This is a genomic window from Devosia sp., from assembly GCF_028290645.1.
In the GTDB taxonomy this organism is placed as follows: domain Bacteria; phylum Pseudomonadota; class Alphaproteobacteria; order Rhizobiales; family Devosiaceae; genus Devosia_A.
Genome location: NZ_JAQGJL010000085.1, coordinates 1 through 24,141 on the forward strand (window position 1 = coordinate 1; position 24,141 = coordinate 24,141).

The 24,141-nt window shown below is 64.4% G+C and carries 28 protein-coding genes; 15 read left to right on the forward strand and 13 right to left on the reverse strand.

What is annotated here, in order from left to right:
• The first annotated feature begins 388 nt into the window (after nucleotides 1-388).
• Nucleotides 389-2,044: a serine hydrolase gene (locus JWQ89_RS04515; protein ID WP_299638790.1), complete on the forward strand. Its 1,656-nt coding sequence runs from the start codon at nucleotides 389-391 to the stop codon at nucleotides 2,042-2,044.
• Nucleotides 2,045-2,102: 58 nt separating this feature from the next.
• Complete coding sequence (locus JWQ89_RS04520; protein WP_299638792.1) at nucleotides 2,103-2,381, forward strand: hypothetical protein; 279 nt, start codon at nucleotides 2,103-2,105, stop codon at nucleotides 2,379-2,381.
• Here the strand turns inward: JWQ89_RS04520 and JWQ89_RS04525 are convergent.
• The 5 genes from JWQ89_RS04525 to mgtE all read right to left on the reverse strand — a co-directional run bounded on the left by JWQ89_RS04525 (nucleotide 2,359) and on the right by mgtE (nucleotide 6,655).
• Complete coding sequence (locus tag JWQ89_RS04525) at nucleotides 2,359-3,288, reverse strand: division plane positioning ATPase MipZ (protein ID WP_299638793.1); 930 nt, start codon at nucleotides 3,286-3,288, stop codon at nucleotides 2,359-2,361. The genes JWQ89_RS04520 and JWQ89_RS04525 overlap by 23 nt on opposite strands.
• Before the next feature lie 145 nt (nucleotides 3,289-3,433).
• Nucleotides 3,434-3,781, reverse strand: coding sequence for a DUF4180 domain-containing protein (locus JWQ89_RS04530; RefSeq protein ID WP_299638795.1), 348 nt, complete (start codon nucleotides 3,779-3,781; stop codon nucleotides 3,434-3,436).
• Entirely contained in the window at nucleotides 3,781-4,212 is a 432-nt protein-coding gene (locus JWQ89_RS04535) for a DUF1489 domain-containing protein (RefSeq protein ID WP_299638797.1), read from the reverse strand. Before JWQ89_RS04535 ends, JWQ89_RS04530 begins: the two co-directional genes overlap by 1 nt.
• Nucleotides 4,209-4,886 carry a glutathione S-transferase family protein gene (locus JWQ89_RS04540; protein WP_299638799.1) on the reverse strand — a complete coding sequence of 226 codons (678 nt, stop codon included), beginning with the start codon at nucleotides 4,884-4,886 and terminating at the stop codon, nucleotides 4,209-4,211. Before JWQ89_RS04540 ends, JWQ89_RS04535 begins: the two co-directional genes overlap by 4 nt.
• 353 nt (nucleotides 4,887-5,239) lie before the next feature.
• Entirely contained in the window at nucleotides 5,240-6,655 is a 1,416-nt protein-coding gene (mgtE, locus tag JWQ89_RS04545; RefSeq protein WP_299638801.1) for a magnesium transporter, read from the reverse strand.
• A gap of 119 nt (nucleotides 6,656-6,774) precedes the next feature.
• Here mgtE and JWQ89_RS04550 point away from each other — a divergent pair, with 119 nt between their 5' ends.
• Complete coding sequence (locus JWQ89_RS04550; protein WP_299638803.1) at nucleotides 6,775-7,143, forward strand: MmcQ/YjbR family DNA-binding protein; 369 nt, start codon at nucleotides 6,775-6,777, stop codon at nucleotides 7,141-7,143.
• On the opposite strand, the gene JWQ89_RS04555 is transcribed toward JWQ89_RS04550, so the two are convergent.
• From JWQ89_RS04555 to JWQ89_RS04570, 4 genes are read right to left on the reverse strand one after another with little or no spacing between them, the layout of a single operon-like run.
• The gene (locus JWQ89_RS04555) at nucleotides 7,133-8,035 is read right to left on the reverse strand and encodes a bifunctional methylenetetrahydrofolate dehydrogenase/methenyltetrahydrofolate cyclohydrolase (RefSeq protein WP_299638804.1); all 903 of its coding nucleotides are present in this window, start codon (nucleotides 8,033-8,035) and stop codon (nucleotides 7,133-7,135) included. The genes JWQ89_RS04550 and JWQ89_RS04555 overlap by 11 nt on opposite strands.
• Before the next feature lie 57 nt (nucleotides 8,036-8,092).
• Nucleotides 8,093-8,836 (reverse strand): 5-oxoprolinase subunit PxpA, encoded by a 744-nt coding sequence (locus JWQ89_RS04560; protein ID WP_299638806.1) that lies wholly within the window; start codon nucleotides 8,834-8,836, stop codon nucleotides 8,093-8,095.
• A complete protein-coding gene (locus JWQ89_RS04565; protein ID WP_299638808.1) occupies nucleotides 8,833-9,726 on the reverse strand; it encodes a biotin-dependent carboxyltransferase family protein in 894 nt (297 codons plus the stop codon). The genes JWQ89_RS04560 and JWQ89_RS04565 overlap by 4 nt, the downstream gene beginning before the upstream one ends.
• Nucleotides 9,723-10,361, reverse strand: coding sequence for a carboxyltransferase domain-containing protein (locus tag JWQ89_RS04570; RefSeq protein WP_299638810.1), 639 nt, complete (start codon nucleotides 10,359-10,361; stop codon nucleotides 9,723-9,725). Before JWQ89_RS04570 ends, JWQ89_RS04565 begins: the two co-directional genes overlap by 4 nt.
• 106 nt (nucleotides 10,362-10,467) lie before the next feature.
• On the opposite strand from JWQ89_RS04570, the gene JWQ89_RS04575 reads away from it, so the two are divergent.
• Nucleotides 10,468-11,016 carry a dihydrofolate reductase gene (locus tag JWQ89_RS04575; RefSeq protein ID WP_299638812.1) on the forward strand — a complete coding sequence of 183 codons (549 nt, stop codon included), beginning with the start codon at nucleotides 10,468-10,470 and terminating at the stop codon, nucleotides 11,014-11,016.
• A 7-nt stretch (nucleotides 11,017-11,023) separates the two neighbouring features.
• Here the strand turns inward: JWQ89_RS04575 and JWQ89_RS04580 are convergent, their stop codons facing one another.
• On the reverse strand, nucleotides 11,024-11,239 hold the full coding sequence (locus JWQ89_RS04580; protein ID WP_299638813.1) for a dodecin: 216 nt from the start codon (nucleotides 11,237-11,239) through the stop codon (nucleotides 11,024-11,026).
• A gap of 187 nt (nucleotides 11,240-11,426) precedes the next feature.
• Here JWQ89_RS04580 and JWQ89_RS04585 point away from each other — a divergent pair, with 187 nt between their 5' ends.
• From JWQ89_RS04585 to JWQ89_RS04620, 8 genes are all read left to right on the forward strand, one after another.
• Entirely contained in the window at nucleotides 11,427-12,365 is a 939-nt protein-coding gene (locus JWQ89_RS04585) for a diacylglycerol kinase family protein (protein WP_299638815.1), read from the forward strand.
• Between the two features lie 13 nt (nucleotides 12,366-12,378).
• Nucleotides 12,379-13,224: a metallophosphoesterase gene (locus JWQ89_RS04590; protein WP_299638817.1), complete on the forward strand. Its 846-nt coding sequence runs from the start codon at nucleotides 12,379-12,381 to the stop codon at nucleotides 13,222-13,224.
• A gap of 197 nt (nucleotides 13,225-13,421) precedes the next feature.
• Entirely contained in the window at nucleotides 13,422-14,009 is a 588-nt protein-coding gene (locus JWQ89_RS04595; RefSeq protein WP_299638819.1) for a nutrient deprivation-induced protein, read from the forward strand.
• Nucleotides 13,996-14,412: a phage holin family protein gene (locus JWQ89_RS04600; protein WP_299638821.1), complete on the forward strand. Its 417-nt coding sequence runs from the start codon at nucleotides 13,996-13,998 to the stop codon at nucleotides 14,410-14,412. Before JWQ89_RS04595 ends, JWQ89_RS04600 begins: the two co-directional genes overlap by 14 nt.
• The gene (locus tag JWQ89_RS04605; protein WP_299638823.1) at nucleotides 14,412-15,365 is read left to right on the forward strand and encodes a DUF3618 domain-containing protein; all 954 of its coding nucleotides are present in this window, start codon (nucleotides 14,412-14,414) and stop codon (nucleotides 15,363-15,365) included. The genes JWQ89_RS04600 and JWQ89_RS04605 overlap by 1 nt, the downstream gene beginning before the upstream one ends.
• 174 nt (nucleotides 15,366-15,539) lie before the next feature.
• Nucleotides 15,540-17,657, forward strand: a complete 2,118-nt coding sequence (locus JWQ89_RS04610) for a catalase (RefSeq protein ID WP_299638825.1) — start codon at nucleotides 15,540-15,542, stop codon at nucleotides 17,655-17,657.
• A gap of 421 nt (nucleotides 17,658-18,078) precedes the next feature.
• Nucleotides 18,079-18,360: a hypothetical protein gene (locus JWQ89_RS04615; RefSeq protein WP_299638826.1), complete on the forward strand. Its 282-nt coding sequence runs from the start codon at nucleotides 18,079-18,081 to the stop codon at nucleotides 18,358-18,360.
• A 60-nt stretch (nucleotides 18,361-18,420) separates the two neighbouring features.
• Nucleotides 18,421-18,621, forward strand: coding sequence for a DUF2934 domain-containing protein (locus tag JWQ89_RS04620; RefSeq protein ID WP_299638828.1), 201 nt, complete (start codon nucleotides 18,421-18,423; stop codon nucleotides 18,619-18,621).
• Between the two features lie 32 nt (nucleotides 18,622-18,653).
• Here the strand turns inward: JWQ89_RS04620 and JWQ89_RS04625 are convergent, their stop codons facing one another.
• Nucleotides 18,654-20,588, reverse strand: a complete 1,935-nt coding sequence (locus JWQ89_RS04625; RefSeq protein WP_299638830.1) for a PAS domain-containing sensor histidine kinase — start codon at nucleotides 20,586-20,588, stop codon at nucleotides 18,654-18,656.
• A 213-nt stretch (nucleotides 20,589-20,801) separates the two neighbouring features.
• Between JWQ89_RS04625 and JWQ89_RS04630 the strand changes: the two genes are divergently transcribed.
• From JWQ89_RS04630 to JWQ89_RS04640, 3 genes are all read left to right on the forward strand, one after another.
• Nucleotides 20,802-21,128: a hypothetical protein gene (locus JWQ89_RS04630; RefSeq protein WP_299638832.1), complete on the forward strand. Its 327-nt coding sequence runs from the start codon at nucleotides 20,802-20,804 to the stop codon at nucleotides 21,126-21,128.
• Between the two features lie 88 nt (nucleotides 21,129-21,216).
• Nucleotides 21,217-21,918, forward strand: a complete 702-nt coding sequence (locus JWQ89_RS04635) for a hemolysin III family protein (RefSeq protein WP_299638833.1) — start codon at nucleotides 21,217-21,219, stop codon at nucleotides 21,916-21,918.
• A 63-nt stretch (nucleotides 21,919-21,981) separates the two neighbouring features.
• Entirely contained in the window at nucleotides 21,982-22,503 is a 522-nt protein-coding gene (locus tag JWQ89_RS04640; protein WP_299638835.1) for a hypothetical protein, read from the forward strand.
• Nucleotides 22,504-22,590: 87 nt separating this feature from the next.
• Here JWQ89_RS04640 and JWQ89_RS04645 read toward each other — a convergent pair whose 3' ends face one another.
• Nucleotides 22,591-23,130 (reverse strand): YidB family protein, encoded by a 540-nt coding sequence (locus tag JWQ89_RS04645; RefSeq protein ID WP_299638837.1) that lies wholly within the window; start codon nucleotides 23,128-23,130, stop codon nucleotides 22,591-22,593.
• A 118-nt stretch (nucleotides 23,131-23,248) separates the two neighbouring features.
• Nucleotides 23,249-23,944 carry a hypothetical protein gene (locus JWQ89_RS04650; protein WP_299638839.1) on the reverse strand — a complete coding sequence of 232 codons (696 nt, stop codon included), beginning with the start codon at nucleotides 23,942-23,944 and terminating at the stop codon, nucleotides 23,249-23,251.
• Between the last annotated feature and the right edge of the window lie 197 nt (nucleotides 23,945-24,141).

The following is a 24,141-nucleotide window of genomic DNA, read 5'->3' on the forward strand; positions in this document are numbered from 1 at the left end:
TTCCCTTTGCCATCCTTGCCGCCCTCGTCGGCACCTCGCACCGGCTTGCCGGAGGCAGCAGTGGGTCGGAGCGTCAGGTCAAGGGCTGCACGCATGGCTCGGGTCTGGGGAAGATCGGTTCGAAGCAGCATGGTGACGCCATTATGTAGGCAAAACTCCTCACGTGTTAAGTGCCCAAGTACCTAAACTTTGGAGCAGGTACCCGCGGATCATCCGCCGTTAACCAAGTGCCCGAAATTCATCGCATTTTACGGAATGGTAAGGCGGCCTGCCTAAGCTCCGTCTCTACAGGGAGGGTGGCTGGTCTCGATTTGGGGAGGACCAGCGGCCGCTTCTCCAGGCGTTGAGTACGGGTGGCCATAGCGCCCGAGAGTAGTTGGAGTACCGGGTGCTTTCGCAAAAGCATTTTTCCCAGTCGCGCGACCTGTTCGCGCGCTTCGCGGCAGCGATCCTTCTTGCCTTTGCAATGCTTTTGCCCACCGTCTCGGCGGCTGACGCGGCCTCCGTGCCGCGCAAGTTCGCCGGCATCGTGATCGACGCCAAGGCCGGCAAGGTGCTCTACGAGAGCTCGGCGGACGCCGCCCGCTACCCCGCCTCGGTCACCAAGGTGATGACCCTCTACATCCTGTTCCAGGAACTGGATGCCGGTAACATTACCTTGAAGACCAAATTTACGGTCTCGAAATACGCGGCTTCCGCCGTGCCGACCAAGCTCGGGATCAAGGCCGGCTCGACTATCACCGTCGAAAACGCCATCAAGGCGATCGTCACCATTTCGGCCAACGACATTGCCCGCGTCATTGCCGAGAACATTTCCGGCTCCGAGAGTGCGTTCGCCAAGCGCATGACCTCGACCGCCAAGGCGCTGGGCATGACCCACACCACCTACCGCAACGCCTCGGGCCTCCCCGACAAGGGCCAGGTCACGACGGTGCGCGACCAAGCGACCCTCGGCATTGCCGTCTACCAGCATTTCCCGAACTACTACGAATTCTTCCAGACCAAGAGCTTCTCGTACGGCAAGCGGACCTACGGCAACCACAACCGGCTGCTCGGCTCCAACGGCGTCGACGGCATCAAGACCGGCTACACCAACGCCTCGGGCTTCAACCTGCTGACTGCCGCCCGCGCCGATGGCCATCACATCGTGGTCGCGGGCTTCGGCTTCGACTCGAGCGGGGCGCGCGACAGCAAGGTGCGCGAACTGGTCAAGAAGTACCTGCCCAAGAGCCGCAGCGGGGGCTATCTCGACGTGGCGATGATCCCGCAGCCGGGCCGCAAGGGCGCCACGGTCATGGTCGCCTCCGCCGATCCCGTACCGGTGATGCCTGCGCCCTATCCGACCTTCCGGCTCACCACTGCAACCGTATCGGTTACGGCAAAGCTGCAGCCGGTCGAGGCAGCGCAGCAGCCCGACGACATCACGGTCGCCTCAATCGATGGCGCCGCTCCCCTTCCCTCAGCACGGCCGGCGGACCTCGGCTTCGACGAGGCGGTGCAGGCCGCCAACACCCTCGCCCGGCCCACCACCGCAAGCGTCCAGCCGCAGGATCGGCCGCTCGACGTGATCGGCGCGTGGCTCAGCGATACCTTCTCGCTCGGCGCCGCACCGGCTCCGCTCGGCCAGACGGCCCCCTCGGCGCCGCTGCTGCCGCCGGTCGGCATCGGCGAAGAGGGCCAGCCAGTCGACCTGATGACCTCGGGCGGCATCGGCGACACGGCCCCGGACATCATTGCCGACCAGGCCGCGCCCCCTCCGCTGGCGGTTGCGGAAGCCTCAGGGCACCCGCAGGCCGTCACCGGCGGCTGGATCGTCCAGATCGGCGCCGCTCCCACCGAAGGCGGGGCGAACTCGCTGATCAGCGACGCCTCTTCCAAAGTCGGGACCCTTGGCGGGTTCCACCCCTATGTCGAACGGATGGAGAAGAACGGGCAAGTGTTCTTCCGAGCCCGGTTCGGCGGTTTCGGCGGCCGTGAGGACGCGGCCGGCGTGTGCAACGAGCTGAAGAGAGCAAAGATGAGCTGCCTCGCGATGCAGTCCTGATCGCGAAGAGCAGCCGCCCCGGGGAAGCGAATTTGTGGCCTGTGTTGGAGTAGCCCAGATGAGCGATACGTCTAGCCTAACCGAACTCGCACACTTCGTGGGGCAGTCGGCTCTCGCGTCCGAAGACGCCGTTGTCCGCAGGCAGGCGGTCAATGCGATGGTGACGCGTCTAAATCCCGGTCTAAAGCGTCGCGGCGTCGGCGAGCTGCTGGCTGTCGTGATGGCGCTGAGCGCCCGCACGCGCCGAATGCTGATGCCGCATGTCGAGATCGAGCTGGACGTGTTCAGTCCCGCTGGCTTCAGGGCCGTGCGCGTCACCCTGCCTCGCCGCCCCTAGAGCAGAGCGCGCCTGCCATATGGTCGAACCGCATCGGCTCGGCCGCTGTCGCCGCCAAGGCTTTCTCGCCCTCGATCCGCGCCTTGGCTCGCTCGCTCACCGGCAGCTTCAACGCCTCGACCAGCGCCCGGTACTCTTGCCGAGCACTGAGATGGGACATCGAAGGCAGGCCGCCGAGCATTTCCTCGTCGAGCGGATCGAACACCGTCATTCCGGTCGGAAACAGCGAACGAAAAATCACGCGCTCGGCTATGCCTTCTGCCACTCTGCAACCGAGCCTTACTGCAATCTTCTCAATGGCGCCCTGCACGATCCGGGTGCTGCGTGACGGCAGCATGGATATGCGATTGCGGACGATCACCCAGTCGATCGTGCGCCCGTCGATCGACAGCCGCTCGGTCCGCGCCCGCTGTACCAGCCGCGCATAATGGCTCATCTCCCGCGGATCGCCGGTCACCGGGTCCACATGCGCCATAACATCCAGGTCGATGATCGAGTCGTTGAGCGGGGTGATCAGCGTATCGGCCAGCGAATGCGCCAGGCGGGTCAGATGGGTATCGAATCCGGGCGTATCGACGATCAGGAAATCCGCATCGCCCTCCACCTCGATGATCGCGTGGCGGAACAGGTCGAACTCGACTCGTTGGTTCTCCTTGACCGAGTCCGACTTCGACAATGGCAGGTGGTAGTGGGTTGCGTGGGGGAGCTTCAGGTCGTGCGACTGGGCCCAGTTGCGCCGGTTCCGGACATAGTGCGTCAGCGTCTGCTGGCGGCTGTCGACATCGATGGAGGCGACGCGAAAGCCTTGATACATCAGGAAAACTGCAAGATGGAAGGCGGTGGTCGATTTACCCGATCCACCCTTCTCGTTGCCCACGACAATGACATGGGTCCCGGTCCTGCCCATGGTGCTCCCTCGCGCGAGTCCCCGAGTCCGTCGCCCCCTCAGGATTCGGTGGTTGCCTGCCCTCGCTCGAAAGAATGCGGGGATCACCGGACCCGTTCAAGAGGGTGATTCTGCTCACAACCGTGTCAGAGGTACTGGACGAGCGCTAAAGCCTGCCCGCGAGTGCATCCCGACCCGGAAGGAACAACACCTGCCCCCGCCTGTTGCTCTCGTGGACGAAGTCCCGGAGCGACGGGCTCTCGGCCGTGAAGCGCGAGATGTCCCCAAGGATGGCGACGCGGAAACCGTAATTCTGGAATTTCTGCAGCACCGCGCCGGCAAGCCCGCTGCTGAGCCAGAAGAAATCGTCGGCCAAGCTCTCGACCGCGATGGCGAGGAGATCGATCCCCTGCCCGTAGCACGCTCCGATGACGCCCGTGGCGTTGGCCTCCCTCGCGATGATCGGCCCGTCGTAGAATGCCACCGTCACGTCGCTGATCCTCTCGATGTCCATCAGATCAGTCCCAGCCGCGCCAGTTCCTCCGCCAGTTCGACCGAACCCTCGTCAGCGAAGCCGCCGTGTTCGAGGTCCGCCGGAGCGTCCTTGGGCTCGAGATAGCGCCAGCCCTGGAACGGCGATTTCGGCCGCGGAATGGTGCGGACCATGTCGGGCGCCATGATGATGTCGCAGCACTTCAGCCCCTGCTCGTCGGTGGCCTCCGCCAGCCGCAGGATCGGCTGGCGGCAGCGCACCACGCCCGAGATCACCCAGTAGATCGAGCCGATGCCCTCGATCTCGGCCTTGCGCCGGGGCGTGGTGCGGGTGCGATGGACGTGCACGTCCTCGCCATAGTCGGCGCCCCACCAGTGGGCGCGCTCGCTGCGATAGCCCTCCAGCTCCTCCGGCGTCGCGACGCCGACACAGAGCTTGATCATATGCATCATGCGTGGCCGGCCGCGTCCCGCTTAGCGAGGATCATGTCAATCTCATCCTGCTCGACCACCCACGGCTCCTTGAGCGCCTCGGCGAGCCATTGCTGAAAGGCCGGGACGGCGTAGATCGCCTCGACATACTCCTGGGCCAGGTCGCTGACCGGCAGCTCGTAGGTTCGGATCCGCGTCGCCACCGGCGCAAACATGGCGTCGGCGGCGTTGAATGCTCCGAACAGGTACGGTCCGCCCGAACGGGACAGCAGGTCGCCCCACAACCGCTCGATGCGCTTCAGGTCGTCGGCCACGATGTCGACATCGACCTTGCCGGGGTGCGAGGCGCGCAGGTTCATCGGCGCGGCATCGCGCAAGGCATTGAAGCCCCCATGCATCTCCGCCGAAGCGGCGCGTGCAAGGGCGCGCTCCACCCGGTTCGAGGGCCAGATGCCCTTGGCCGGGTACTTGTCGTTCAGGTACTCGATGATGGCGATGGTTTCCGGGAGCACCACGTCGCCGTCGACGAGAACGGGCACGCGGCCACTCGGCGACTTCTTGCGGATGGTCTCCTTCCAACCCTCCCCGCTGAGCAGCACGAGCTCCTCATCGAACGGAATACCGAAATGGCGGAGCACGAGCCAGGCGCGCAGCGACCAGCTCGAGTAGTTACGATTGGCAAAAATCAGCTTCATCTGGGGCCTCAATGCGGAAGGGCGCCGAGTGGCCCGGCGCCCTTCCAAATTTCTCTACTATCGGAGACCCTTCAGGTCCAGTTGCGCTCCGTCCTAGGCGCCGGCAACGATAGTGAAGACGAGTGACATTGCCAGCAAACAGACCAGTGTCCAGGACACCGTCGGTAGTGCGGAACGCCACCATTCGGAATTTGAATGGCCGCGCATCAAAGCTCCTCTTGCCGATCGTGGGCTGCCGCAACCCAGGTTCCTGACGGAATTGCGACAGTAATGATTCGTTAACCCGCCAGGGCTGTGGTTGGGAAGTGGCGCGAACGCCACAGTCAACGGACCAAGTTTCGTTGAAACGCCTGTCAGGACAAGCCGAACCACAGCCCGGCGAGCCCTAGGAACGCGAAAAATCCGACAACGTCGGTTACCGTGGTGACGAACACCGAGGAGGCGATCGCCGGATCGACCTTCAGTTTGCTGAGCCCCAAGGGGATCAGAATTCCGCCGGTTCCGGCCGCAATCATGTTGATGATCATCGCCATGCCGATGACCACTCCGAGGCCGAAATTGGCATAGCGGAGCGTCGTGATGGTGCCGATCAACACGGCGAAGATGCAACCGTTGATGAATCCCCCGCTCATCTCGCGGAGAATCAGCCGGCGCACCCGGCCACGATCGAGGTCGCGCGTCGCCAGCGCCCGGACCGTCACGGTCATGGTCTGCGTGCCGGCATTACCGCCCATCGAGGCGACCATCGGCATCAGGGCGGCGAGGGCCACCATCTGTTCGATCGAGGCGTCGAAGAGGCCGATGACGAAGGATGCCAGCATGGCGGTGAACAAGTTCACCACCAGCCAAGGGGCGCGGCTCCTCACCGTGCTGATGACATTGTCGGACAGCTCTTCGTCACCCACGCCGCCGAGCAGCTTGATGTCCTCGGTTGCCTCTTCGTGGATCACGTCGACGATGTCGTCGACGGTCAGAACGCCGACCAGCCGCTTGTTTTCGTCGACAACGCCCACTTCGACGAGGTCGTAGCGCTCGAAGTCGCGGGCCGCCTCCTCCTGGTCCTCGGTAGCGTCCACGGTGATGACATCCGGATTCATCAGCTCTTCGATCCGCGTCTGCCGCTTGGTGCGGAGAAACTTGTCGAGCGGAATCGTGCCGAGAACGCGATAGCCGGGGTCGACGACGTAGAGCTGGAAGAACTCGTCCGGCAGGTCCTTCTCGGCCCGCAGGTAGTCGATGGTCTGTCCAACGGTCCAGAACGGCGGGATGGCGATGAAGTCCGTCTGCATCCGCCGGCCGGCGGAATCTTCGGGGAAATCGAGGCTGCGCCTGAGGCTCAGCCGTTCGAAGGCCGGCAGCTGGGCGAGGATTTCCTCGCGGTCGCCGGCATCCATGTCCTCGAGGATGTAGACCGCATCGTCGTTGTCTAGGGTCGCGACGCCGCGCGCCACGTCCTCGGCCGGCAGCTCCTCGATCAGATCGCTGCGAACATTGTCGTCGACCTCGGTCAGCGCCAGGTAGTCGAACCTGTCGCCCAGCATCTGGACCAGTGCGACGCGCTCGTCCTGCTCCAGTGCCTCGAGCACGGCGCCCGCGTCGGCCGCGTGCAGCGGCTCCATCATCGCCGCGACGTCGTCTTCGTCGCCGGCTGAGAGGTGGGAGCGGAGCCGTTCGATCCAGGCCTGGTTGAGGTGATCGTCCGGACCGCGAAGCGCGCCCGGATCGGGCCGGGTTTCCCCGATTTCCGCAATGTCTGATTCTTCGGTCATGGAGACCCCGGCAGGCTGGCGCTTCGGGTTCAAGGCTGGTGTAGCCAATCGGTAGCAGATGCGCCAGACTTGCCGCCCAGTCGACCGCTGTTTTTTGCTTCGCTCAGAGGGAGATGGCGATGGCGAGGACGAAGGAAACCGAGATCGGGCGGATGCTGCGCCTGTGCGCCGAACTGAAGCTCCCGGAAGTCATCCAGTCCACCAGCTACGGCGCGCCCTCGATCAAGGTCAGGGGCAAGAACTTCGCCTCGGTCCGCGGCCCCGACGAGATGGTGCTTCATTGCCCGCTCGAGCAGAAGGAACTGCTGATGGAAATGGCGCCCGAGATTTACTGGCAGACCGACCATTTCAAGGGCTGGCCCGGCCTGCTGGTGCGGCTCGGGGTGATCGGCGACGAGGAGCTGGCGCTGCGGCTCGAGGACGCCTGGCGCTTCCGTGCCCCCAAGCGGCTGGCCGACGCCTACGCCCAGAGCAGCGCTAAGGCGTGAGGTCCTCTGGAGGCACAAGACCGTTGATCAGCGACGCGGTGGTCACGGTGTTGGCGAGGAGGCACGCGATGGTCATCGGCCCCACCCCACCCGGCACCGGAGTGATCGCCCCGGCTACTGCCGCGGCGGATTGGTAGTCGACATCACCCACCAGCCGGGTCTTACCCTCGCCGCGTTCTAGTGCGGGGATGCGGTTGATGCCCACATCGATCACCGTGGCGCCCGGCTTGATCCAGTCGCCCTTGATCATCAGCGGCCGCCCGACAGCAGCGACGACGATATCGGCGCCGCGCACCACCGATGCGAGGTCCTTGGTCCTGGAGTGAGCAATCGTGACCGTGCAGTTCTCGCGCAGCAGCAGCTGCGCCATCGGCTTGCCGACAAGGTTCGAGCGCCCGACGACGACCGCGTTGAGGCCCTCCAGCGAGCCCAGCGTATCGCGCAGCAGCATCAGGCAGCCAAGCGGCGTGCAGGACACCGGACCCGGCAGGCCGATCTGCAGTTTGCCGACGCTAGCCGGAGTGAAGCAGTCGACGTCCTTGTCGGGCGAGATGGTGGCGATCACCTTGTTGGGGTCGATCTGCCTGGGCAGGGGCAACTGCACGAGGATCCCGTGGATGTCCGGGTCGTCGTTGAGGTTCCTGACCAGCGCCAGCACCTCGGCCTCGGAGGCATCCTCCGGCAACTCGTACTTTTCCGAGTGCATGCCGACCTCGACGGTCAGCTTGGCCTTCTGGCTCACATAGATCTCGCTGCCGGGATCATGTCCGACGATCACCACAGCCAGCCCGGGCGTGACGCCATGTTCGCGCTTCAGACGCTCGACGTGGCCGGCGATCCGTGCGCGGAGGCCTTCCGCATAGGTCTTTCCGTCGATGATCCTGGCGGTCATTGGAGGCTCCTCAAGCTGGCGCCGCCGATATGGAACAAGTTACCGGCCTGCGCAACCTCAGTAGGGCGCGCGGATCGCGATGCCTTCGGTTTGAAGCGCCTGCCGCACGGCCAGCGCGATCGACACCGCCTCGGCAGTGTCGCCGTGGATACAGAGCGACGTCGAGCCGGTCCGGATCACCGATCCGTCGATCGCCACCAGTTCCCCTGCCCGCGCCAGACGCACCGCTCGCTCCGCGATGGCCTCCGCGTCGTACAGCACCGCGCCTGGCTCCGACCGCGGCACCAACAGGCCGTTCGGCAGGTAGGCGCGATCGGCGTAGGCCTCGCGCACCACCGGATAGCCCAGCGCCTCGGCCATTTCGACCTGGGCGCTGTTGTCGATCGCAAGCACTGCAAGCCCGGGAACCAGCCCGGTCACTGAGGCAAAGCAGAGTGCCGCCACCGCCGGCTCCTCGGCGGCCATGTTGGCGAGCGCCCCGTGGAGCTTCAGGTAGCGCACCGACACATCTTCCTCCTCGGCGATCTCGACCAGTCGCCGCACCTGTCCGCGCACCTGCTCGTCCAGTTCCTCTGGTGGCAGGATGAGGCGGCGGCGGCCAAAATTCTCGCGGTCGGCGAAGCCCGGATGCGCCCCGACCGCTACCCCGTGAGCCTTGGCCGCACGTAAGGCAGCCCGCATCGTGTCTTCGTCACCGGCATGACCACCACAGGCAATCGAAGCCGACGAGACGATTTCCAGCAGGGCCTCGTCCCCCGGCATGCCCTCCCCAAGGTCAGCATTGAGGTCGAAAGCTTTCATCGGTTCAGGGCCTCAGCGTGTGCGACGGTAACCGGTTCGAACTTCAGTTCGGTCCCCGGCCTCAGTTGCGCAAGACGGTCGAAATCCGCCGATATCACCGTCGCGATCCGCGGGTAGCCGCCGGTGGGCTGATGGTCGCGCATCAGCACGATCGGCGTACCATCGCCGAGGATCTGGATGTCGCCCGGCACCACCGCGTCGGAGACCAGGGACAGGATCGTGGCTCCGGCAAACACGCCGGCCCGGTCGGCCAGGCGGACACCCATCCGGTCCAGCTGTGCCGAAATCGCGAATCCCTCGCTGACGAACCGCTGGCGCGTCGGGTTGTCGAAACGGTCGGCATGAATGCCCCAGGTGACGCGGATAGGTCCTTGTCGAACAGCGGACGGCCTTGGATGTTGCGATGGAACACGCGGCGCAGTCTCGCCGAATGCCACGACATCGCCTCCCACCAGCGCCCGACCGCCCATCCCGCCGATGCCGGCAATCGAACTCGTTGCACGGCTGCCCAGCACCAGCGGCACGTCGATCTCCCGGTCGAACCGCAGGTAGCCGTAGTTGCCGGCCGGCCCGGGCGTGATGTCCACGATGCTACCCGGCTTGAGCACCGCGCGCGCCGGCCAGGACTTCTCCGCGCCATCGATGCTCAACCCGAACGAGCCACCATCGCAGCCCATCGCCAGCGCACCGCCCTCCACGGCAAACCGCAGTCCCGCGGCAGTGAACTCGATACCGGTAGTTCCTGCCCCACCGACCCATGCACCGGCCCGTTCGAATGCCGACCGGTCCATCGGGCCCGAGGCGCTGATGCCGTGGCGCAGCAGGCCCGGCCGCCGGGCGTCCTGTAGGGTGGCGAGCGGACCGGCGCGGAGGATGCGGATCGACGTCATCGCGCCGCCTCGAACTGGATCGTGTCTCCAGCACGGACCGATGTCGGGGGTTCGACGGTGGGGTCGAAGTTGCGGAAGGGAGTGTGCCCGATCACGTGCCAGCCGGTCGGAATGGGGGTTGAGGCGATGGCGGTCTGCCCCGCCGCGAACAGCACCGTACCCGCCGGCACCTGCCGCCGAACAGCCGCCCGACGCGGCACGACCAATGCCTCCGGATGCATGCCGCAGTAGAGAAATCCCGGAGCGAACCCGGTGGCCAGCACCCGCAAGGGCGCCTCGTTGTGAGACGCAACGAACTCGGATCGTGACAGCCCAAGGATGGCGGCAACCTCGTCAAGGTCCTCCCCGTCGAAAGCCACCGGCACCAAGTGCGCCCGCGAGCTCTCGACAACCCCTTCCGTGCTGGAGAACAGCAGCCGAACCTCTCCCGCAAACCGATCGAAGGTTATCTGCGACGGGTCGTAGCGCAGCATGACGGACACCAGATTCGGCGCCACTTCCGCCACGCCGGGCAAATCGCTCGCCTCGGCCAGCGCCGCGAAGGCGATTGCCGCCCGATTGGCCTCGTCGGACAGCACCTCATCGAACCGCACCAGCAGTGCTTCGTCACCCAGCGGCAGAATCAGCGGTATCAACTCGGCGGCTCCGCGCGGGTCATGCGCCTGAACTAGCACGGGTGCGGGGCGCGGAAAGCCCCAATCTCCAATTGCCGCGCGCTTCGACGCAGGCTAGAGCCGAAGCATGCCCATTCCCGAAAGCTCCGTCATGGTCGAGGGTCACGCCATCGTCTCGGTCGACGGGATGATCGCAGCCGCGGACGGCAGCATGCCGCCAGCGCTCCGCAGCGAGGCCGACTGGCGGATATTCCAGGCCGCGCTCGATGTGGCGGCGCTGGTGGTCCTCGGACGCCTGGGACACACGCGGCACCCTAATCCCGGCCGGCGCCGACTGGTGCTTACACGCTCAGTCACGGACCTCGAGGCTGATCCCGCCGACCCGCTCACCATCTTGTGGAACCCGGCCGGCATGGAAATCGGCACAGTTCTCGGGCGCCTTGGTATCGTCGATGGGGTTGTCGCGGTGACCGGCGGCACCGGCACGTTCGACCTCTTCGTGCCCTACTACGATCGCTTCGTCCTCTCCGAGGTGCGCGGCCTCAGCATCGAGAGCGGCATCCCCTGCTTCAGCAAAGGTCACCCGCGATTCGTCCTTCCCGGCGCGGGGCTCGTGGCGCAGGACATGGAACTGATCGATCGCGGCGTGGTGCAGACGCAGTGGGTTCGGTCGTGAACCGGGTTCAACCCGGCTCGTCGATGCGGAACCCGACCTTCATCACCACCTGATACTGTGCGATCTTCCCCTCGAAGATGGAGCCGCGAACCTGCTCGACCTCGAACCACTCGAGGTTCCTCATGGTCTTGCTGGCACGGACAACCGCGCCCTCGATGGCGTCGGTGATCGAGGTCGTCGACGAGCCCACGAGATCGATCTTTTTGTAGGTATGGTTTGCCATTTCAGTCCCCTTCAGTTGGCCGAACGGACGACGAGAATGGAGCCGCCGGTCACGCCGGCAGGCAGCCTACGGCGCTCCTTCCAGAGGGGACTGTCAAGAGGATGCCGCGGCGGCCTGCGGCGATGGGGTTCCAATACGAACCATTCTCGCTCTGGCTCGTTGTCTCGTCGAAAGGCGTCCCCCCATCGTGTTGGCACCCCGTTATCACATAGTCCTCAACGCCAACTCCGGAACCGCTATGCGCTCCGGGGTCACGGCCGAACGCCTGCATCAATTGTTCGCCGAGCGTGGCGAAACCGTCAGCATCGACGCTGACTCCACGCGACCCTTTGCCGAGCGGCTCAACACCGCCAGGTCCACGTCGGCACCCATTCTCCTCGCTGCAGGAGGCGATGGCACCGCGACCGCCCTGGCCGAAGTCACCGTAGACACCGGCAGGACGCTCGCCGTGCTGCCATTGGGCACCGCCAATCTCCTGGCGCGCGACCTGTCCTTGCCGCTGACACTCGAAGATTGGTTCAAGGCTCTCGATGATATGGTGCCGCGCAAGATCGACGTCGGCGAGGTCAACGGGCGGCTCTTCCTCCACAAGGTGGTCATCGGCGCCGTTCCTGGAATTGCGGCAGCCCGCGAGCAACTCCGCGGACGCAAGGACCTTGGCGCAATGATTGGCTTCCTCCTCCATTTCGTGCGTCGCCTGTCGCGGATCCGGCGCTTTGCGGCCGAGGTCACGCCCAGCCATGGCGAGCCACATATCGAGCGCGTGCAGTCTATCGCAGTCGCCAACAACGACTATGCGGAAGGCTTGGGCCAGGTATTCCATCGGTCCCGCCTCGATGCGGGAACGCTGAGTCTATATCTGCTCCGGCAACTTACGCTTCGCGACGCGATGCGCCTGGCCGCCGGGATGCTGATGGGGAACTGGCGAAACGATGATGTGCTGGAGATCGAGAACGTCCGGGCGGTCGTCGTTCGCACGCGGTGGCGGCGAGTTCGCGCCATGGTCGATGGCGAGATAGAGTCCCTGACCGGGCCGTTACGATTCCGGATCCGGCCGCTGGCGCTCACCATTCTTGCGCCGCCGGTCCCGGCGGAGGAGCCGGACGTCCAACAGGCCACGACCTAGGGAGGTTTGCGTCATGCGCATCTGCCACCTCTCGGACCTGCATTTTGGCAGCCACGACGATCTGCTCGCTGGCGGGCTGGCGGCAGACCTCGATTTGCAGAAACCGGACCTCGTCATCGTAAGCGGGGACTTCACGCAGGTCGGCTCGGAACCGGAATTCCAGGCGGCGCGAGCGTTTCTCGATCAGCTCAGCGCTCCCGTCTTCGCGGTGCCGGGCAATCACGATGTGCCCGCGCGGAACCTGATCCGCCGATTCCTCGCTCCTTATGGCTTCTACAGGCGTTACATCTCCCCCGAACTCGAACCCTTCCTCGAACTGGATGGCGTAGCCATAGCCGGGATCAAGACGTCACGGCGGTTCCGGGCCGAACTCAACTGGGCGCATGGATCGATCAGCCGCCAACAGCTGCAGGCGCTCGAACGCCGCTTCGAGACATCCTCGCCCGATGCATTGCGCGTCGTCGTGGCGCACCACCCTCTCATGCAGCCCGAGGGCGAGGTGCTGAAGCCGATGCGGCTGGTTCGCCATGCCAATCTGGCGCTCGAGACGTTTTCCAGGCTGGGGGTACAGCTTGTCCTCTCGGGCCATTTCCATCTGTCATATGTTCGCCGTCACGAGCATCCCGGCTCCCTCAAGCAAGGGGCGCCGACCGGCCTCCGGCAAGCTGCCTTCTCGCCGATCCTGGTTGCGCAGGCCTCGTCCACCATCTCGACGCGCCTTCGCGGTCAGGCCAACGGCTACAATCTCATCGACATCAGCGCGGGCCGGATCGCGGTCACCGTGCGAGAGTGGGGCGAACGCGGCTGGACGACCCGCGAGAAGGCCTCAGCGTCCTCGGACGAGCTGGAGCAGCACTGACCAATCAGGGCTCAGCTCTCCGGATCAATGGCCCCGGGGATGGCCCCGGCCGGTTCGCGGATCAACTCCCTGCAGGCAATTGCATCAGCGCCCGGTCCCGCGGGAACCGAGTGCTCGCCAACTCATTGGAAACAGTAGCCGGCCCGGACGTCGCGTACGTCAGTCAGCCGCCATCCCGACCTACAAGGAGCTGTGCAATGAGCGCCCCTGAATATCCCGTCACCCGCAACAACCAGAACCCGGCGTCCGACCAACTGCGGGAGGATGCGGCGAAGCTGGCTGAAACGGCGAAGACCGACCTCGCCGGCCTTGGCGAGGAGGTGAAGCAACAGGCGGCTGCCCTTGGCGAAGAAGCCAAGGCGCAGATCAGCGAGGTTGCTGAAAAGGCCAAAGGGTTGGCTACTGAGCAGAAGGACTTTGTCGTCGACCAACTGTCAGCCGTCTCCGAGGCCCTGGAGAAAGTGGCGGGCGAACTGGAACAGCAGGACCAGTCCAGCGCACACTACGTGCGCATGGTCGCTGACGGCGCCGCCAAACTGACCTCGACCGTCCGCTACAATGACGTCGATCAGATCCTGGGCATGGCGCAGGACTTTGGACGCAAGCAGCCAGTCGCATTCATGGGAGCCGCGGCGCTGCTCGGCTTCGTCGCGAGCCGCTTCGTTCTGGCGAGTGCCAACCGCCGCTCCGAATCGCAGTCTGAGCGCGAGCGCACGGCGTCCAACAACGGTTCGGCAACGCCAAGCTACGCGCAGAGCGTGGGAGGCTACGATGCCGGAATTTGAACAGCAGCGAAGCCTGAGTGATCTCCTCGGAAGCTTGGCCGGCGACATCTCCGGCCTGTTTCGCAAGGAGATTCAGCTCGCCAAGACCGAGGCCTCCGAGAAGCTCGAGGCCGTGCTAGGAGCGTCGAAAGGCCTTGCCATTGGGGCCGTGCTCGCGATTGCCGCGGTGGGAGTGTTTCTCGCCGCGCTGGTCACCGGCCTGAGCTGGCTCCTCGTCGGTTTCGGAATGTCCGAACCGGCCGCCGGGTTCGTCGCCTCTCTGGTGGTCGCCCTGGTGGTCGGCGGCATCGCCTGGAGCCTGATTTCGAAGAGCCTCGATGCCTGGAAGGCCTCGCGCCTCAACCTTACCCGCACCACTCATTCCCTGGCGCGCGACGCCGAGGTAGCAAAGGAGAGCTTCTGATGAGCAGCTACGGAAAAGACTCCGCCGAACTCGAGATCGAGGTCGAAGCGCAGCGCCAGCGGATCGAAGACCGCATAGGGGAAATCAAGGAACGACTGTCACCCGGGCAGATCGTCGACGAGCTGCTCAGCTACACCAAGAACGGCGGGCAACATTTTGCCGCCAATCTGGGCCAGACGGTCGCGAACAACCCGCTGCCGGCAGCGCTTCTCGGCATCAGCCTCGTCTGGCTCATGTCGGGACAGGGCCCGAAGCTCTCGATGCCGCACGGGGAGAGCGCTCCGCAACGGTCCGAACCCGACTATCCCTACGCCACGGTGACGGGAGGCCTGCGCCGCGTCAGTCACGCGGAGGATGGCTCCGGCAAGTGGTACAGCGAATTCGAGGATACGACAGGCCGGCGCTATAAGGCCGAGTCGAACGCGCTTGGTGAGCGCGCCGGCGCCTTCATGGACAATGCCGGACGCAAGTTCGGAGGCTTCATCGATGAAGCGGGGCTTCGGGTCCGGGATTTCCAGGATGAGGCGGGCAACCGCTTGGACGAAGCTGCCGGCTGGGCGTCGCATCGCTGGCATGACATGCAGAAGGGCGTGAGCCATGCGCTCGATCAAGTGGGCCAGCAGGCTCAGCAACTGGGAGGTGCCGCGCAGCATCAGGTGGACCGTACCAGCCGCATGATAATGGACAGCTTCCAGAACCAGCCGCTCGTGGCGGGAGCCCTGGCCTTCGCCGCTGGCGCGGCGCTAGGCGCGGCCCTGCCCCATACGAAGCAGGAAGACCAGACGGTCGGAAAGCTCGGCGACAAGGTTCGGAGCAAGGCAGCTGAGGTTACTTCCGATCTTTACGAGGAAGGGAAGTCCCGGGCCGCGGATCTCTATGAACGCGGCAAGGAGGGAGCGGCCGATCTCTACGACGACCTGCGCGAGCAAAAGCGGGCTCCCGAAATCCACTAGCCAAGCCCGGTCCGGGCTAAGATCCGCCCGCCTGCAGCACTGCAGGCGGGCGGATCTACGTTGCGAGAGCGGCACGCCTGCAGCCGGGTGGCTTGCCCGAAAAAGCTTTAGCGCGCGAGGGAACGAATGTCTGCGCACCGCGTCCTTTAGTGACCCCCAGCAGAGGAAAGTAAAGTGGCAAAGACCAGGCAAAGCGGGAATACTTACAAAACGGTAGTGTACGGGGATCAGACCGTGCAACGCGGTGCGGGCGGCGAGACACACCAGACCGCCGAGGAAGGCTACGATGTCCTCACCACCCAGCAGGGAGCGCCCGTCGCCGATGACCAGAACACGCTGCGCCAGGGCGCACGCGGACCGGCGCTGATCGAAGACTTCCATTTCCGCGAGAAGATCTTCCACTTCGACCACGAACGTATCCCGGAACGGGTCGTCCATGCCCGCGGCTACGGCGCCCACGGGTTCTTCGAGACCTACAAGCCCATCCCAGACCTGACCAAGGCCGACTTGTTCCAGCGCGCCGGCGAGAAGACGCCGGCCTTCGTGTGGTTCTCAACGGTCGCCGGCAACAAAGGCTCGTTCGATCTCGCGCGCGACGTCCGCGGGTTTGCCGTGAAGCTCTACACCCAGGAGGGCAACTGGGACCTCGTGGGCAACAATATCCCGGTATTCTTCATCCAGGACGCGATCAAGTTCCCTGACGTCATCCACTCGGTGAAGCAGGAGCCGGACAAGGAGTTCCCGCAGGCCCAGAGCGCGCACGACAACTTCTGGGACTTTATCTCGCTCACCCCCGAGTCGATGCACATGATCATGTGGGTGATGTCGGACCGGGCCATCCCGCGCTCGTTCCGCTTCATGGAGGGCTTCGGCGTCCATACCTTCCGGCTCGTGAATGCCAAGGGCAAGTCGACCTTCGTCAAGTTCCACTGGAAGCCGAAGCTGGGCCTGCAGTCCGTGGTTTGGAACGAAGCCGTCAAGATCAACGGCGCCGACCCCGACTTCCATCGCCGCGACCTGTGGAACGCCATCCAGTCAGGCGACTTTCCGGAATGGGAACTTTGCCTCCAAACGTTCGACGAGGCCTTCGCCGAGGCTTTCGAGTTCGACGTCCTCGATCCCACCAAGCTCATCCCTGAGGAGCAGGTGCCGGCCGTGCCGGTGGGCCGCCTCGTGCTCGACCGGTTTCCGGAGAACTTCTTCGCCGAGACCGAGCAGGTTGCGTTCATGACGCAGAACATCGTCCCGGGCGTCGAGTTCTCAAACGACCCGTTGCTGCAGGGCCGAAACTTCTCTTACCTCGACACGCAGCTCAAGCGTCTGGGCGGACCCAACTTCACTCATTTGCCAATCAATGCCCCCAAGTGCCCGTTCCACCATTTTCAGCAGGACGGCCACATGGCTTTCCACAACCCGCGCGGCCGCGCCAACTACGAGCCCAACTCGTGGGGTCCGGAAATCGGCGGTCCGCGCGAATCCGGCGAGTGCGGCTTCACGACCTTCCCTGAAGAGCCCGAGGGGCCGAAGGTAAGGCTTCGTCCTGAGAGCTTTGCGGACCACTACAGCCAGGCCCGCCAGTTCTACGCCAGCCAGACCCTCGTCGAGCAGCGCCACATCGGCGACGCCCTGGTCTTCGAGCTGTCCAAGTGCGAGGTCCCGGCGATCCGCGAGAGGATGCTGTCGCACCTGCAGAACATCCACACGGACCTGGCCCAGACGGTCGCGGACGGGCTGGGAATTGCGACGCTCCCCTCCCCGGCTGCCCCGGCTGTGAAGCCACAGACCGACCTCCCGCCATCCGACGCTCTCAGCATCCTCAAGCGCGGCCCTGAGAGCTTCAAGGGTCGGAAGCTGGGCGTCCTCGTCACGGAAGGGGCGGACGTGGCGTTGCTCGGCGAACTCCAGAATGCCGCCGCGGCGGCCGGCGGCGTCGTCGAGATCATTGCGCCTACAGTGGGCGGAGTGATCGGCAGCGATGGCAAGTTGATCCCCGCACACCACAAGATCGACGGCGGCCCTTCAGTGCTGTTCGATGCGGTGGCCCTGCTGATCACAGAAGAAGGCGTGCTTGGCCTGCTCAAGCTGCCCCCGGCCCGTGACTTTGTGTCGGATGCCTATGCCCACTACAAGTTCATCGGCTTCACCGAGGCATCGCTCAAACTGCTCACCAAGGTCGGCATCTCCGACGAGCTTGATGATGGCTTCATACCTTTGGACAGGGCCGCTGACGCCGGCGCCTTCATCCAGTCCTGCGGCGCCCTGCGCTTCTGGGACAGGCCGGATGGCGCCTGAGCCCGGCGGCTCTGCTGACCGACCCACGGTGCCTTCGGGTTGTGCTTTCACCCGCCCGAAGGCCCGTCCCTGCATTACGTTCGCAGGGCCGAGCCCCGGTCAAGGCAATCGGCAGCGCCTCAACCACAGCAACCTACTCACTCCGATTCCCGGCCAGATATGTCATTTTACAATGACCTCCCAAGTGGCGAAGCGTAAGTTCTTCTACTGATCCATGTAGGCGCTCCGCGTCGGCCTTCAGTGCTTGCCGTCAGACAACGCAAATCACGGATGGAAACGCTCATACCATGTTCCATTTACGAGACATTCTCCTCCAACATGACACTCTTCCGAGTGCGCTGGTTCTGAAATGAGTGCGGTCAACCATGTCAGCGAGCGGGCCCGGCGGCGTGATCCGAGCGGTCGGGAGCGCAGGCAGAAGATGGCGGAGCTCATCCGCCCCTTTGTCAGCCCTCTCGGGGCGTGGAACGCGCAGGTGCCACAGTTGAAGGCAATGCTCGCCTCGAGTCACGTTTCCCCCTCGCAGAAAGCTCAGGCGGCTGCGGACGCCGAGAAATTGCTCGCCGAAGTGCGAAGCGCGCAATCAGCGTTCCTGATGGCAACCAGCGAGGTGGCGGGCCACGACCGTGTGCACGATGTCCGGCTGTCCATGTCGCACATCGAGCAGCAGTTGTCCCAGGTACTGGCCAGCCTCTCTTCGTAGCCAGGCCGCGCAACTCTCACTCCGCCGGTGCGTTGTCGCGCTTGAACGGAGGAGCATGCCATGCCCGACATCAAGCACGACAAGATCCGCGACCGCGCCTACGCCCTGTGGGAGGCCGATGGGTCACCTGAGGGTATGGACAAGCAGTACTGGGAGCGGGCTGAGCGCGAGTTGTCGGAGGAGTCCGGGCTCGACATTTCCGAAGAGGAGGCGAGCATCAGCCCGATCCCGCTCCCCGTGGGCCTCCCCGGCAATAGCTGACACGGTTCGCTCGGGATAGCGAAGCGAACCCCTCAACTCGTCACTCGGGAAATATGCGGCACACCCGCAATCGCGCGCGCCAGATCGGCTTGGCTAAATGGCTTTGATAGGCGTGGCAGGGTCTGATTGCCCCCCGACGGGAGCTCCGCATAACCCGTAGCTAGCACGATGGGTATATCGGGCCACCGCATCTGGATGGCTGCAGCAAGTTCCGAGCCGCTCATCCTTGGCATTGCGTGATCGGTGATCACCATGTCGATGTGCTGCGTCTCGAGGCGCTGCAACGCCTCCGAGCCTGACAGCACGTCGATAGCGGTGTGGCCCAGATCTTCGAGCATCGCAGCAGTATTCATGAGCACCAGCGGATCGTCGTCGACTGCCAGGACCACGAGGGACTTGGCTTGGGATGCGGTCGCGTTCTCCCCCGTGTATCCTGTGACGATCTGTACGTCAGTCGCTCCCGCCTCCGCGACAGGCAGATAGATCGTTGCCGTCGTCCCCAGTCCTGGCTCGCTCTCGAGGGTGAGGCGACCCCCGGATTGCTCGGCGAGCCCGTGGACCATCGAAAGCCCCAACCCTGTGCCCTTGCCGACCCCCTTGGTCGTGAAGAACGGCTCGGCAGCGCGAGCCAGGGTCTCGGGATTCATCCCCTCGCCTTCATCGCGGACCGACAGGCGAACGTAGTGACTGTCATCAGAGCCCGGCTCAGCTACCTGCTCTGTCGCAGAAATCGTAAGCGTCCCGCCGGCAGGCATCGCGTCCCGCGCGTTCACGGCCAGATTCAGCAGCGCCGTTTCGAGCTGTGCAGGGTCAGTGAGCACGGCAGGAAGGGCTGGAGGGAACCTGGTCTCGATCCTGATCTGCGGCCCCAAGGAGCGCTGCATCAGGTCAGTCATGTTGTGCACCAGTCCCTGCAATTCCGTCGGCTGCAGCGTCAGATCCTGCCGGCGGGCGAAAGCAAGCATGCGTCCTGTGAGGGTTGAGCCGCGTTGCGCTGCCTCTACGGCATTGTCCAGCAAACGCTCCATCGAGCTGTTGTCGGGAAGACGCTTGCGGAGCAGCTCCAGGCTGCCGAGGATGACCGTCAGCAGGTTGTTGAAATCGTGGGCAACGCCGCCTGTCAGCTGACCGATGGCCTCCATCTTCTGGGACTGGAACAATTGCTCTCGCGCCAGCTCGAGTTTCTTTTGCGCCTCCGCACGCTCCGTGATGTCGCGTGTGATTTTGGCGAAGCCCAGCAGTTCCCCGTCGGTATCCCGAATGGCGTCGATCACCACGCTGGCGAGGAAGCGGGTGCCATCCTTGCGAACCCGCCAGGCCTCCCGCTCATAGCGCCCCTCCCGCCTGGCAGTCGCCAGGGCCTTTGCCGGTTCACCCGCCGCTCGATCCTCGGGCGTATAGAACCGCGCGAAGGACTGGCCGACGATCTCGTCGGCGGAATAGCCCTTGATGCGCTCTGCACCGACATTCCAGTTGGCGACGCGGCCATCCGGCTGCAGCATGTAGATCGCGTAGTCCGTTACGCCCTGCACGAGGCGGCGAAACTGCTCCTCGCTCTGGATCAGCGCCTGCTCGGCCTTCCTTCGCTCCGTGAGGTCCCGGGTTACCTTGGCGTAACCGATGACGTTGCCCACAGGGTCGCGGACCGCGTCGATGACCACATGCGCCCAGAAATGTGTGCCATCCTTGCGGACCCGCCAGCCCTCGTTCTCGAAGCGCCCCTCCGTTCTGGCGGTCCGCAGCGCGTAATCCGGCAGGCCGGCTGCCCGGTCCTGGTCCGTGTAAAATCGGGAGAAATGGTGTCCCAGGATTTCGGCTTCGGAATAGCCCTTGAAACGTTGTGCCCCGGCGTTCCAGCTGGTGACCACCCCATCAATGTCGAGCATGTAGATGGCATAGTCTGTGATGGCATCGAGGAGGAGGCGAGAGCGGCCGTCCTCACTCAGGGATGCCTGAAATCGATCCATTGTATGTGCAAGCCCAATGCGGAATAACGCGACTTAACGGGTCTAGGCTGAGAAGGTTGCGCCAATGCGAGCATTTTTTGGGTAGGTCGCGAACCGGCCGGCCGACGCCTCTCGCTCGAACCGGATACGATCGCTATCTATCAGGTTGTGCGTTGCGAGAACGCGAACGCTCTACCTCGCGCAGTGTGGTCGGGGGCCCGCAACGTGATGAAAATGACCACCATCCTGAACTACGAAGAGCCTTCCCACGTCGCTGTGGCTCAGGCGCTGCCGGTCGAAATGCTGGACGGCGCGAGGGCAATCGAAGAAGTGATCGTCGCCACCTTTCCAGACACGGACGAGCTCAATCGGAGCTTCTGCGCTACAGTCGCCCTTGCTACCTGGGTGTACGAACTGGACAAGGAGCGCCGCCTCGAGATGTCGCCGCGGGAGGTCGCCTACGTCTATCAGGCCGGGCGCATGGCAGCGCAGGAGGTCGCGAGGCATCTGGTGCCGCGCCTGCAGTCAACAGTGGAGTCGATGGACTGGGCGCGCTTCTAGCGACTGTCGTGCCGCGGCATTTTCGAACCGGTGGACGCATCCAACATTGCCCACCGGCGTTGCATATCCACTAAACTGGAGTGCGACAATGCCGGCCACTAACTTCCTTTCGACCCTGGAGCATCCCGGGCGTACCTGGTGGCACCGAGGCGCCCCGTACTCCCGGGCTGAACTCTTCTGGGACGGCGCTGTCCATATCATCGGGCTGGCTCTCGCCCTGGGCCTCGGCGGCGTACTGGTGGCGATGGCGGGCTTTCGGACTGCGCCTGCACTCGTTCCCACCCTCTGCATCTACGTCGCATCTCTCGCGGTAGTGCTTGGCGTCTCGATGGCTTTCAACCTTGCACCGATCTCGCCTGTCAAGCGGGTCCTCGCGCGCCTCGATCAGGCCGGGATCTTCCTGCTCATCGCTGGCACCTACACCCCGATCCTCGCGACGCTCGGCGGCACGACGCTTGGAAACTGGATGCTGATCGGCGTCTGGGCGGCGGCGCTGATCGGCGTCGCGCTCAAGCTCCTCGTCCCCGAACGGTTCGGACGCGCCGCACTAGTGCTCTATCTCGGCATCGGCTGGAGCGGCGTGGCCGTGTTTCAGTCGCTTGCGGCGACACTGCCGCCCAGTACGCTCTGGCTGCTGCTGGCGGGCGGGGTAGCGTATTGCTCGGGCATCATCTTCCACCTGTGGGAGCGACTGCACTTTCACAACGTATTGTGGCACTGCTTCGTGGTCATCGGCGCCGGCTTGCACCTGTGGGCCATTCTGGACTGCATGGTGCTCCGGCGCCTCTAGCGCACCAGCGGGAACGCTGAGCGCACCCGATCATTGATCCTCCGAAATCAGTCGGAGGTTGTCGTGCATCGCTTTCTCATCCTTCTGGCAAGCCTGCTCCTCGTCGCGCCCAGCGCTGCGCAGGCACAAGACTGGCGCACCTATCAAAACGAAACCTACAACTACGCCATCGAACATCCGACAGCGGGGTTTTCGATATCGGAGACGGACAAGGGCCTGACGCTCATCGAAGCGGACGGGCGTGGGCAGATCGACATCTACGGCGCGGTCAACGACATGGGTGTCGGCCCCGCTCAATTCGAGGACACCCTAGCGGGAGCAGACCGCATCAAGGAGATCACCTACAGCCGCAGGGGCAACTCGTGGCTCGCCATCTCCGGGTACTATCGCCGCGAGAATGACGCGGCCGATGACCTGATCTTCTACGCCAAGTTCATGTTCTCGCCCGACCGAACCCTTCTCTCGGCGTTCGAGGCAAGCTATCCCTTGGCGGACAAGGAACGCTTCGATCCGATTATTGAACGGATGGAAGACAGCCTCACGGCGCCACGACGATCGAGCGTGGGTGCGGTGCAGATTGAGTAGAATGGATCGAGCCTGCGTACATTCCGCACGCAGGCTCATCAAACGTCCGCAACGGAACTGTCGCGGCCTCCGCCGTCTCATTTACCATCATACAGATGAGGAAAAGCCGTTTGCCTCCTCCTCGGTCGGCAGGCGGCCTTGCGGCGTCAGGGTATCGACGGTCTGCGGCAGGTTCGTGCTGAGGCGCCGCAGGAGTTCATCCCTTGCTAGGCCGGTCTGCGACTGCAGGTGATCGACGACCTGCGACCCGAGCGCCCGCTCCAGGACCTGCGGATCAATGGTGCGGTTGGGGCCGTCCTTAACCCAGGACTCCGCCTCGTCACCGTGACCGGTTTGCCTGAAGCGATCGAGGAGGCCATCGAGGCCATCCTTCAGCACTCCACCTGTCCCCGCGCCACCCAGCATGCCGCCGAGGCCCCCTAGTATGTTGCCCAATCCGCCATTTCCACCGAACCCCGTGCCGAACGCGCTGGCGGGGGTGCCCGTTGCGGGGTTCTGACCATCCGGCTTGCTGCCGAGAGCGTCGCCCAGCGCCTTGCCGATCTGCTCGCGGTGCGTGAAGCCGGCGACCGCCAGTGTGGCGAGCAGCGCAATCGCGGGCGTCGCCATGTTCAATCCTCTAGCCATTTTGATCCTCCGTTTGATCAGGTATAGCGAACCGCGCCGCCAATAGTTCCTCCCGGCCGCTCCGGAGAGAGGGATGCGAAGGGGCCCGCAAGTTTACGAGCCCCTTCGCAGCGGTTGGTCAGCCCGCGGTGGCACCAGAGACGACGTAAACGGTGACCGTATCGCCTTCTGCGGTTGCACCAAGTACGTCCGCGAGGGTTGCACCACGTGCCTGGATGGCCGCGACCGCCGCGGCGTTCGCTTCCAGGGCCTTGCGGATATTGGTGGCGCCTTCAGTGGCAAGCGCCGTGCTGACGTCGTCGGCCTCGCATTCCGACACCAGCACCACCTTGACGTTGCCGGCCGGCGTGATCGCCGCCGGATCGGCCATTTTCATGTTCGACATCATCGATGCGAGCCCGTTGGCGTCGCACGCTACCGTGTCGCCCGCGGTGGCCGACAGGACAGCCTCGACAGCTGCCGCTTCCTCGAGGCTGACGTTTCCATCGCCGTTCGCGTCCAGTACGACGCTGGCGTTGCCGCTCGCGGCAATCGCGGCATTTGCGGCGGCGATTTCGTCTGCGCCGATCGAGCCGTCCCCGTTTGCATCGACAGTCAGGCTGGCCGAGGCATTTGCTCCGCCAGAGGCGGTACCGGAGGCCGAGGCCGCGGCATCCGCCGCTGCCTGTTCTTCAGAGGTGATGTTGCCGTCGCCGTTCACGTCGACTGTGACAGCGGCATCGGCACCCGCCGCCGCGTCGGCCTGGGCGAAAGCCGCAGGTGTCATGGCGAGCGCGAAGGCGGTAGCTAGACCGAGAACTGAAGTGCGTTTCATTGTTTTTCTTGCCTTTTATGAAGCCGGGTCAGTGCGTAACTTCATCGGCGGGACTTGGTTGCACCCCCATCGCCCGGCGCCGCCTCAACGAGCCTCACCTCATCGTCCATTGTTTCCTCTGCAGAGTTGCCGGCCGACTGAGAGGGGGCCGCAACCCCGGCGTTGCGGGCGTGTTTGTCGGCAATCAGTCAGCTTGT

Excerpts from the sequence above, each read along its gene's own strand:
- JWQ89_RS04540 (WP_299638799.1), bottom strand. The coding sequence starts at position 4,886 with ATGAAGCTGATTTTTGCCAATCGTAACTACTCGAGCTGGTCGCTGCGC.
- JWQ89_RS04535 (WP_299638797.1), bottom strand. The coding sequence starts at position 4,212 with ATGATGCATATGATCAAGCTCTGTGTCGGCGTCGCGACGCCGGAGGAG.
- JWQ89_RS04595 (WP_299638819.1), top strand. The coding sequence starts at position 13,422 with ATGAGCGCCCCTGAATATCCCGTCACCCGCAACAACCAGAACCCGGCG.
- JWQ89_RS04625 (WP_299638830.1), bottom strand. The coding sequence starts at position 20,588 with ATGGATCGATTTCAGGCATCCCTGAGTGAGGACGGCCGCTCTCGCCTC.
- JWQ89_RS04525 (WP_299638793.1), bottom strand. The coding sequence starts at position 3,288 with ATGGGCAGGACCGGGACCCATGTCATTGTCGTGGGCAACGAGAAGGGT.
- JWQ89_RS04600 (WP_299638821.1), top strand. The coding sequence starts at position 13,996 with ATGCCGGAATTTGAACAGCAGCGAAGCCTGAGTGATCTCCTCGGAAGC.
- JWQ89_RS04520 (WP_299638792.1), top strand. The coding sequence starts at position 2,103 with ATGAGCGATACGTCTAGCCTAACCGAACTCGCACACTTCGTGGGGCAG.
- JWQ89_RS04555 (WP_299638804.1), bottom strand. The coding sequence starts at position 8,035 with ATGACCGCCAGGATCATCGACGGAAAGACCTATGCGGAAGGCCTCCGC.
- JWQ89_RS04620 (WP_299638828.1), top strand. The coding sequence starts at position 18,421 with ATGCCCGACATCAAGCACGACAAGATCCGCGACCGCGCCTACGCCCTG.
- JWQ89_RS04565 (WP_299638808.1), bottom strand. The coding sequence starts at position 9,726 with ATGACGTCGATCCGCATCCTCCGCGCCGGTCCGCTCGCCACCCTACAG.
- JWQ89_RS04615 (WP_299638826.1), top strand. The coding sequence starts at position 18,079 with ATGGCGGAGCTCATCCGCCCCTTTGTCAGCCCTCTCGGGGCGTGGAAC.
- JWQ89_RS04635 (WP_299638833.1), top strand. The coding sequence starts at position 21,217 with ATGCCGGCCACTAACTTCCTTTCGACCCTGGAGCATCCCGGGCGTACC.
- JWQ89_RS04575 (WP_299638812.1), top strand. The coding sequence starts at position 10,468 with ATGCCCATTCCCGAAAGCTCCGTCATGGTCGAGGGTCACGCCATCGTC.
- JWQ89_RS04650 (WP_299638839.1), bottom strand. The coding sequence starts at position 23,944 with ATGAAACGCACTTCAGTTCTCGGTCTAGCTACCGCCTTCGCGCTCGCC.
- JWQ89_RS04645 (WP_299638837.1), bottom strand. The coding sequence starts at position 23,130 with ATGGCTAGAGGATTGAACATGGCGACGCCCGCGATTGCGCTGCTCGCC.
- JWQ89_RS04580 (WP_299638813.1), bottom strand. The coding sequence starts at position 11,239 with ATGGCAAACCATACCTACAAAAAGATCGATCTCGTGGGCTCGTCGACG.
- JWQ89_RS04605 (WP_299638823.1), top strand. The coding sequence starts at position 14,412 with ATGAGCAGCTACGGAAAAGACTCCGCCGAACTCGAGATCGAGGTCGAA.
- mgtE (WP_299638801.1), bottom strand. The coding sequence starts at position 6,655 with ATGACCGAAGAATCAGACATTGCGGAAATCGGGGAAACCCGGCCCGAT.
- JWQ89_RS04590 (WP_299638817.1), top strand. The coding sequence starts at position 12,379 with ATGCGCATCTGCCACCTCTCGGACCTGCATTTTGGCAGCCACGACGAT.
- JWQ89_RS04550 (WP_299638803.1), top strand. The coding sequence starts at position 6,775 with ATGGCGAGGACGAAGGAAACCGAGATCGGGCGGATGCTGCGCCTGTGC.
- JWQ89_RS04530 (WP_299638795.1), bottom strand. The coding sequence starts at position 3,781 with ATGGACATCGAGAGGATCAGCGACGTGACGGTGGCATTCTACGACGGG.
- JWQ89_RS04560 (WP_299638806.1), bottom strand. The coding sequence starts at position 8,836 with ATGAAAGCTTTCGACCTCAATGCTGACCTTGGGGAGGGCATGCCGGGG.
- JWQ89_RS04630 (WP_299638832.1), top strand. The coding sequence starts at position 20,802 with ATGACCACCATCCTGAACTACGAAGAGCCTTCCCACGTCGCTGTGGCT.